We start from the raw sequence: 8,420 nt of genomic DNA on the forward strand, positions 1-8,420 counted from the left end.
TTGATGCCGCGACAACTCGTGATCAAAACGACAACATCAGATCGAAATGACAACTAGCGATCACAAATTTTTGTAGAGGTCATTTGGCGGTTGCTTTAGTGCTCCGTTGAGCCGCAGCCTGCCGACGATAACTTTCCGCTTGCACCTCAATGATCACCCCATGGTGAACGAGCCTATCGATGGCGGCCACTGTCATCATCGAATCTGTGAAGATATGATCCCACTGGCTGAAGGGCTGATTGGCCGTAATCAACAAACTCTTACGCTCATAGCGGTGGGCAATCAATTCAAAGAGCACCGAGGTTTCCGCCTCTGATTTTTTGACATAGCCGATATCATCAAGCACCAGCAGGTCATAGCGGTCGAGCTTTTTGAGCAAGGGATGCAACTGTAGCTGTAATTTGGCATCCTGCAGCAGCTGCACGAGGGCAGTGGCGGCAAAGAACTTGGCTCGCTTCCCTAGCTCAATGCTGCGACGGGTCACACTAATCGCTAAATGTGTTTTCCCTGTTCCACTTGGCCCGAAGATCAGACAGTTCTGGGCTTGCTCTAGCCAAACCGTATCTTCAACTAATTGCATTAACGGGGCCGGATTAAAGTCTGGGCAATGGTCAAACTCAAAGTTGGTAAAACCTTTTGCGCTTGGAAGCTGGGCTTCGGCGAGGGCTCTTTTGAGGCGCCCCTGTGTCCTTCGGTCGGCTTCTAGATAGCACAATTCGAGCAAAAATCTGGCATAGGACCATTGTTGTTGCGTAGCTTGATGCTCGATAGCTTCCCAATGGTCGAGCATGTGAGCAAGTTTCAGCTGCTTGAGCAGGAGAGTCAAGCTTTGGTAGGGAGTCGGATCTGATGTCTGGGGTTGAGCGAGGCGGCTCTTCCGTGGCTGGGTAGGGGATGATGAGTTGGTCATAACTGGATAAATCGTGTTGGGTAACGCTAAGTTCTGCCACATCCGGGTGGGCAGTGAAGGCGAACTGTTGCTTCAACCGCTGGAGGGTAAGGGTGCCAGCTGCGAGTTCGGCAGTGAGATACTGAGCCACTGCCCGTTCTTTATCCTCAGTTGCTGCAATATAAAGGGCTTCTACTATCAATCGAGCAGCATCATCCAAGGGAAACTGAGCTTTCAACTGCTGCCACAACTGTTTGTATTCCGCATTGGGCAACAGATCTTGCTGCCAGGTACAGTGCAAGAAGGCGCGAGGCTTGCGATGGAGTCCGCTAATCACGTGACGATAATCAATGCTGCGCCCTCTACGTTTATTCGGGTCAGTGACCCGCACACGACGCAGTTCAACCACTTGCTGGGTGCCAAAATATCCGACGATGCGGTTGTGATACAGGTGCAACTCCAGCCGCCGTCCGATGAGGCGTGACGGCACACTGTAGAGGATGCAGCGGACCATAATGGTGCTATTGCGACTGACTTTGACCGTGTGGATCTCATAGTCAGGGGTGCGATATTTCGGTAGTCGTTGCAGATGAGTTTGCTCATGAGCAAATTTGGCTTGGCACTGGCGGTTTAATCCCTCAACGGCCTCGTCTATCAGGGCTTGGTACTCAGACACACTGGTAAACTCTGCACTACCGCGCAGATAGATGGCCTGCTTAATTCGGTTCTTCAGATGACCATGGGGAGACTCTATGGCCCCGTTCTCATGGGCTATTCCGGTATTGTTGCGCGTCGGCTGCAAATGATAGTGTCCACACACCTCGTCATATAAACGGGTCAATGGTTTGTTGCGTTTGCCCCCCGTGTTTCGATAGCAGGCTGCGAGACTATCCGTTCGATGCTGCTTGGGCGCACCACCACTGGCAGACAAAGCATTCTGCAATCCCTCTGAAAGGGCCACAAAGCTTTCACCTCCTTCAATGATCTGAGCGTACTGCCAACCGCTGTAGGCTAAACGGTAGTGGTAGATCAAATGCTCATAGGGTTCTCCAGCAATGGTAATCTTCATGCCTTTGAGTTCCGTAAAATCTGAAAGCCCCATCATTCCTGGCTCGTGACGTAGCTCAAACATCACTTCTGGCGTTGGACCATGCATGACCTTCCAGTTTTGAACCCGACGTTGGAGGGTCCGACGCACTTGCGGATATTGCCCCGGATATTTGTCCTGGAGATATTCATATAGGGTGGTTGCTTTGAGTCGAGGTTCTTTGAAAAGCATGGGTTCGAGTTCACTGTCCCATACTTCAGCAAGTGGATCTGGGACTGTGCGACCCTTCTGAGGCCGACCCCGATTAGGTTGGTGTGTTCCAGCTTCAATTCGTTGACCAGTACGAATTGAAATCTCGGCAATCTTGGCTGAGGTCGGTTGACTCAAGCCTTGCTCACGCGCATTCATATAGACACGGCTATGATAGACATCAATTGTTTTTCCAGACACTAGGCGTGCTCCATCTTATGAGGAGGGACTAGTGTCTTTTTTATGGAGTCAGACGGGTAAATACCAAGCGAGTTGAAGGGATGTGTGTGTGGGTTTGTGGGATATTCTTCAACACGCCAATAAGGTTGTCGCTTGGTTGACCGTCATCCGCCAACCTTGATTGTCATCTAATAATCATCCGCAGGGGACGGGAACCCCGCTGATACAGGTTCAACAAGTAAGGGCAGACAAAGAGAACCTGCCCAAGCGACAGAATGAACTGAGCAAATGAGCATTGTAGTAATATATATGTACTATAAGAGGATAGCACGGATGTTTCCTATTCTGAACTCGGCATAAGCGGTATATCTTGTAGCAAAACATCTTTCAGTCAACTACTCAATCGCTCAACTAATTAACCACTAAATCGATCAACCGATAGTTCAATTGAGCAGCTTTTTCTTGGCAGATACGTTTAACCTATTACTCAACCACTCAATCGATATACTACTCAATCAGTTAATCGCTCAACCGATAGTTCAGTTGAGCACTTATCCTCTATACGAAGGCTTCAGATAGTCACTCAATTACTCAACCAGTTAACTAATCAACCGCTCAATCACTGAGTAAATCATTATCATCCCATTGCATATTGAGGTCTCAGGATTGTATAAACACAGCTATCGGATGCAATCACGGGAGCTAAAAAATACCAGTTGATCGCTTAACCACTCAATCAGTTAACCATTAGTTCAGTAGAGTGGTTGTTTCCTAGCCGAAACAGAAAGTAAATCATATAATCACTCAATCGCTAAACTACTCAACTAATCAACCGCTCAACCGCTCAATCACTAGTTCAGTTGAGCAGCTATAATCTAAGCGAAACTTTCAGCTATTCACTCAATCACTCAATCAGTTAACCACTCAACTGATAAAGAAATATGCATATTAATTGCATCTCATTACATACAGAGGTCACTGGATTACAAAAACACAGTTAGCATATACAATCACGAGAGAGTAGAATTTATTAGTTGACCGCTTAACCACTCAATCAATCAACCACTAGACTACTCAACTAAACTATTAATTAACCACTAGACCAGTTAACCGTTAGACGACAAAATTAGGTTTGCAGCCAGTTGGCAAAAAAATATCTTACTAAAAAGGCTTATCCGGTCAATCACTCAATCGATTAGCTGCTCAACCACTCAACTAATGTTCCATCGAATCAGATGACAAACCAAACATGATTATTTCACTTTGTTCATTTAAAGGAGGAGTAGCTAAAACCACAACGGCTATTCACCTTGCTTTCTACTTGTCCCAAAAGAAAGGAAAGCCTAAAACTCTATTGATAGATGGAGATCCAAATAAGTCTGCGACAAAATGGGGAAATAGGGGTCAGTTTCCATTTAAGGTCTGTGATTATTCAGGAGCTGCTAAACATTCGCAAGGCTCAGATCATATAGTCATTGATACTCAGGCTAGGCCAACTTTAGAAGAAATCTCTACTATTGCGGAAGGGTGCGATATTTTGGTTTTGCCAACTTCTCCCAACGCGATGGCTATGGAAGCCATTTACCAGACAGCCGCTGCATTAGAAACTCTGGACAACTGTCGAGTACTCCTAACTCTTTGCGATGTTAGGAAGAAAAGAACCATCGCTGATGCTAGGTCAAATATCACCGAAAAGGGGTTAACACTGTTCAAAACTCAGATACGTACTTATACGGCATACGAAAAAGCTGCTTTACAAGGAGTTCCTGTCTACGACAGTGGCGATCCAAATGCCAAAATCGCCTGGAGTGATTACAAGAAATTAGGGAAGGAAATCGATAAATATCATGCCTAAAAGAGAAGCACAAAACAATATGTTTACAAAGCTTGGGGAAATTTCCGAGGCTGACTCGAAAAGTGAAAACAGTACCGAGCAGAAACCGATTAGCAATCGTAAAGCACGACCGCAGGGTAAAAGGTCCAATCCTGACTTTTCCCAAGTGGGTGTCTACCTCCGCAAGGATACTGTTATGAAGATACGGCAAAGATTACTTCAAGAAGGTGATCGTGATTTATCAGACCTGATTGAGGAGCTACTAGTTGATTTTTTGAATACTGATTGAGTACTCAAGCAATTAGCTGGTTTTCCAGTCAAGTGGTTAACTGCTCAATCAATTGAGTAGTAGAGCAGTTAATCGGTTGAGCAATATATGAATTCCAGGTACCCGTGAGATTGAGGTTTCCCCGAAACTCACTAATAATAGTATTATCAGCTATGCGATCTCAGATTCCCCACCGCTGGCCACACAGGAACCGTGCTCCCTTCCGACTTTTCCTTGCCAAACTCAATGAGGCGGACAGGCGGGATGTCGGAAGTTTGAGAGAAACGCGACATAAATTGCACCACTGACTCTGCACTTGCAGATCACTATATAAGATCGGGGAATTTAATTCCTATCCAAGCATCAAAGCTTTACCGTATATTGTTTTGAGCGGATCTCAAAGGTCTATAGCTTTTGATGATTTAGTGTAATATTTGCCTGCTTGTTCGAGGACATTCTGAGGACCAGACTGTAGTTGTCGCCAAAACTTGGAATTGGGGTTTGGGGTACATCGGAGATTTGATTCAGGGGGGTAGAAAGCAGACCACTTCAGAATGGTACCCCCGAGTAGGACCAGTGGAGGAAATGCTTGTGGCTGCGTAATTCCTCCGGTTTTGATCACTCTCCATTTCTAAAAATGGCCTATTTTGTCATGCGAGTGTTATCCATTTTCGGCCAGATCTGAACAAAGCCCAGAATTCGTGTCAATATCTGATCGAAGAAAGAAGTTCATGAAAGGTGTGAGTGAACTCCAGGAATTATTCCAGGCTGCTTAACAACAATGAAGACAACATTTAGGGGGGATTATGACAATTTTAGAGAGTTTGGCTAACCATATCTGACACTTTCCGATCTATCATTTCAACATAAAATGAAGCTTATCCAAGCATTCCAGACTATTTATTATCAGTAAGCCTTGGGAAAACCCAGCTAATTGAATATAAAGCACAATAATCTATTCCGCTTCCCTCTCGAAACCAGGTGGACATTCCCAACACTTGAATTCAACAGGAAAATCAATTTCTTTCCCTTCGTTAAAATCAAATATTAAAATGTGAAAATCTCTTGTGTTGATGGAATATTCCCAAGTTATTTTTTCTAGCTCTTTAGAAATTGAAAGTGTACCTCCCTCGAACCCAAATTTTGAATCTTCAGATATTTGTACTGAAAAAAACCTTATATTCTCATCAACTTGCACTTTTAAATTAAGGTCTTGTACATTCGGGTTCTCTGTCAAATTACCCTTATCAATGCTTAAGATACTGAACTGTTTTTTCATCTCGATATTCTCCTTACTAGGACTACTCAGGCAACAAAAGAGTGCCGTTCCAAAAGTCTATAAACGTTTTCATGTCCACGCTACCTTTCGTCCCCAGCGTTGATGGATCATAGTAAGCGTTAATATCCTATATTTTCTATATTTTTCATGTTACTCTATCTCTTGCAGGGATTTGAAAGTAACGGTGAGAGATGGACTACGAATTTAGAGTGATTGTGGAGAAAGTTTCAGTTACCACTCAGGAAGTTGTTAAGCGAGACACTCTAAAAATTTATGATATCAAGCAACCAGAATCCATATTAGATCTAGGATTGCGTCACGAAGAACAAATCTCGCTGCTTTCCAAAGTTCAAAGTGCTCTGTTAGCTGAACAATCTACCCTCATCGATCCTGGATTCAAGCAGTGTATCAAATGCGGGGAGAAAATAGGCAAGCTTGGTTTTCAATCCTCTACCTTCCATGCTGTCTTCAGCGATCATAAACTCCGTATCCAAAAACATCGGTGCAAGAATCCAGATTGTCGTTGGCAAAGCTCTCCCACAACAATCAGTGTCTTTGGCACAGATACTCATCCAGATTTAGTGAAACTGCAATGTGAGAATGGTGCCTTACATAGCTATCGAGAAGCCGAAGACAATTTGGAAAGACAAAATGCCCAACGTCGTACTGTAAATAACCACGTCCAGATCAAAAAGATCACTGACCAAATTGGCGAGCGCTTATCTGAGGAGAACAAAACGCCTCCCATCAGTGATGAATGTGCTCCAGCTGCCCCAGAGCTGATTGTACAAGTTGATGGGGGTCACATTCCGACCAAAGATAAAGACAAACGCAGTTTTGAAGCTCTATCTGGCATCGTCTATCGTCCGAGTGCGATTGAAGTGGTGGATCAACACCATCGCCAGATTACGGATAAGACTTGTGTTGTTTCCGCCTTAGACGATGAGTTGCAAACCATCAAAACCTACCTGCATCATGCAGCCCTTAAACAAGGAATGACCCAAGAGACCAAGGTTACCGCTTTGGCCGATGGCGCACACAACTGTTGGTCCGTTATCTTAGCTCTGGAGCCTCACTGCAAGTCCTTAGAGTTAGTCTTGGACTGGTTTCACATTGGCAAGAAATTCAAGAATGTCAGCAATGCGCTGGGTGAGACCTTCACAAAGTCTCTCGACAGTACAAAGTGGAGTTTATGGCATGGCAAGGTAGATGACGCTCTGCGGAAGATTGCTCTGCTTCGAGATAATATCTCAGATGACAAGAAGCAAACAAAGCTCACAAGCTTGCACGATTATTTGAAGAATAACCGTGATTATCTTGTCAATTATGATGAACGAGAGAAAGCAGGGTTAGCCTATACTAGCCAGGTCGCAGAATCTCATATTGACACCATCATTAATGCTCGACACAAAAAGAAGCAGAAGATGCAATGGACTCGGGATGGTGCCCACAATGTCTTGCAAATCAGAGCCAGTATGATCAGTAATGAATGGGATGAAAAGTGGCTTGATTTGGTACTGCCTGAAGAAGATAAAGCTGCTTAAAAATTAGCTTTTCCATATAGGATATTAACGCTCTCATGTTTCATGGCTCCTAGCCCCACTTCGTTCTTGGTTGAACGGTAGGACACTAGAGGCCGTGAATTTTGGAAATTACCGTCAGAAGAATAAGGGAATGAGCTGGTCTGATAGAGGTAGTCGAGCTTTAGCCATACTGAAAACTGTGGAGCTTAATGGCCAATGGAAACAGCTCTGGTTCCCTTAAACCATTGCAGAGTAAGAAAACCCGGAAAAATTTACAGGTGGGCTTTGGTTGGCTTATTGGTCTGGAAGTATTACTGTGAAAAGCTTTCAGCGTAATTTTTTGTAGGATCGTGTTGTTGCAAAGTATATATTCTGTGTTTTGAGTTGCCAAAAGTATAGCTATATATAGCTTCTGCCGATCCTGTGAGAAAAAAATGGTCTATCTCGGCACAAGCCCAAAATCCGAAAGAACCAATTATTAGTTATGAAGTCTACCATCAGGCATAGTTACTTGTCTCATGATAGCAGCATTGAGATTTGTGTTATCTAGGATAACGCCAGTTAAATTTGCACCACTTAGATTTGCTCCCTCAAAATCACAATATGCTAGCTGAGATCCACGAAAATCACAATTTGATAAATTTGCCCCAGTAAAATTACAACTTCCAAAGGCGGATTTAACAAGAGTAGTGCCATTCATTATCACATTTCTAAAATCACATTGAGTAGCGATTATTTCATTTGCATTAGACCTTTCTAATGTTGCATTGCTAAAATTTATCTGCATAAATTTTGATTTATAAAAATTTACTTCAGTAAAATTAGAATACATAAAGGCAACTTCATATATATTTGACGAATAGAAAATTGAATGAGTGAAATTCGTAGAATTAAAAGTTACTTTGGAAAGTATAGTTTTTGTGAAATCAGCATTAGAAAAATCAGAGTTACTAAGATCTTGTCCAGATATTTGTTTTTCACTACAATTAATATCCCTAAAATCTCTATTTCCAATACTATATCGATGAAATAAGTCAAGATTTAGCATAGAATACTCTAAGAAAAAATGTATTAGTATTAAAAAGCCGATTAATAATAAATAGAACTAAAAACATCAGATAAGTGTAAATTTAGTGAACACAAAAATGAT

The 8,420-nt window shown here is 43.1% G+C and carries 6 protein-coding genes and 1 pseudogene; 3 read left to right on the top strand and 4 right to left on the bottom strand.

From position 1 onward, the window contains the following. Nucleotides 1-79: 79 nt before the first annotated feature. The gene (gene istB / locus ON05_RS33610) at nt 80-790 is read right to left on the bottom strand and encodes an IS21-like element helper ATPase IstB (RefSeq protein WP_262562641.1); all 711 of its coding nucleotides are present in this window, start codon (nt 788-790) and stop codon (nt 80-82) included. A gap of 108 nt (nt 791-898) precedes the next feature. Continuing rightward, nucleotides 899-2,387: pseudogene (istA, locus tag ON05_RS38885) on the bottom strand (IS21 family transposase); the annotation flags it as partial. 1,228 nt (nt 2,388-3,615) lie between these two features. On the opposite strand from istA, the gene ON05_RS33620 reads away from it, so the two are divergent. Together ON05_RS33620 and ON05_RS33625 are read left to right on the top strand one after the other, a co-directional pair. After that, complete coding sequence (locus tag ON05_RS33620) at nt 3,616-4,221, top strand: ParA family protein (protein ID WP_010478941.1); 606 nt, start codon at nt 3,616-3,618, stop codon at nt 4,219-4,221. Next, the gene (locus tag ON05_RS33625) at nt 4,214-4,489 is read left to right on the top strand and encodes a hypothetical protein (RefSeq protein ID WP_010478942.1); all 276 of its coding nucleotides are present in this window, start codon (nt 4,214-4,216) and stop codon (nt 4,487-4,489) included. Before ON05_RS33620 ends, ON05_RS33625 begins: the two co-directional genes overlap by 8 nt. A 934-nt stretch (nt 4,490-5,423) precedes the next feature. On the opposite strand, the gene ON05_RS33630 is transcribed toward ON05_RS33625, so the two are convergent. After that, the gene (locus ON05_RS33630) at nt 5,424-5,747 is read right to left on the bottom strand and encodes a hypothetical protein (RefSeq protein ID WP_010478943.1); all 324 of its coding nucleotides are present in this window, start codon (nt 5,745-5,747) and stop codon (nt 5,424-5,426) included. A gap of 191 nt (nt 5,748-5,938) precedes the next feature. Here ON05_RS33630 and ON05_RS33635 point away from each other — a divergent pair, with 191 nt between their 5' ends. Next, entirely contained in the window at nt 5,939-7,291 is a 1,353-nt protein-coding gene (locus ON05_RS33635; RefSeq protein ID WP_010478944.1) for an ISKra4-like element ISAcas1 family transposase, read from the top strand. 457 nt (nt 7,292-7,748) lie between these two features. Here the strand turns inward: ON05_RS33635 and ON05_RS33640 are convergent, their stop codons facing one another. Further along, nucleotides 7,749-8,318 (bottom strand): pentapeptide repeat-containing protein, encoded by a 570-nt coding sequence (locus ON05_RS33640; RefSeq protein WP_010478945.1) that lies wholly within the window; start codon nt 8,316-8,318, stop codon nt 7,749-7,751. Between the last annotated feature and the right edge of the window lie 102 nt (nt 8,319-8,420).

This window comes from Acaryochloris sp. CCMEE 5410 (genome assembly GCF_000238775.2).
Taxonomy (GTDB): Bacteria; Cyanobacteriota; Cyanobacteriia; order Thermosynechococcales; family Thermosynechococcaceae; genus Acaryochloris.

Coding starts and splice junctions, on each gene's coding strand:
- ON05_RS33640 (WP_010478945.1), bottom strand. CDS start 8,318: ATGCTAAATCTTGACTTATTTCATCGATATAGTATTGGAAATAGAGAT.
- ON05_RS33625 (WP_010478942.1), top strand. CDS start 4,214: ATGCCTAAAAGAGAAGCACAAAACAATATGTTTACAAAGCTTGGGGAA.
- ON05_RS33630 (WP_010478943.1), bottom strand. CDS start 5,747: ATGAAAAAACAGTTCAGTATCTTAAGCATTGATAAGGGTAATTTGACA.
- istB (WP_262562641.1), bottom strand. CDS start 790: ATGCTCGACCATTGGGAAGCTATCGAGCATCAAGCTACGCAACAACAA.
- ON05_RS33620 (WP_010478941.1), top strand. CDS start 3,616: ATGATTATTTCACTTTGTTCATTTAAAGGAGGAGTAGCTAAAACCACA.
- ON05_RS33635 (WP_010478944.1), top strand. CDS start 5,939: ATGGACTACGAATTTAGAGTGATTGTGGAGAAAGTTTCAGTTACCACT.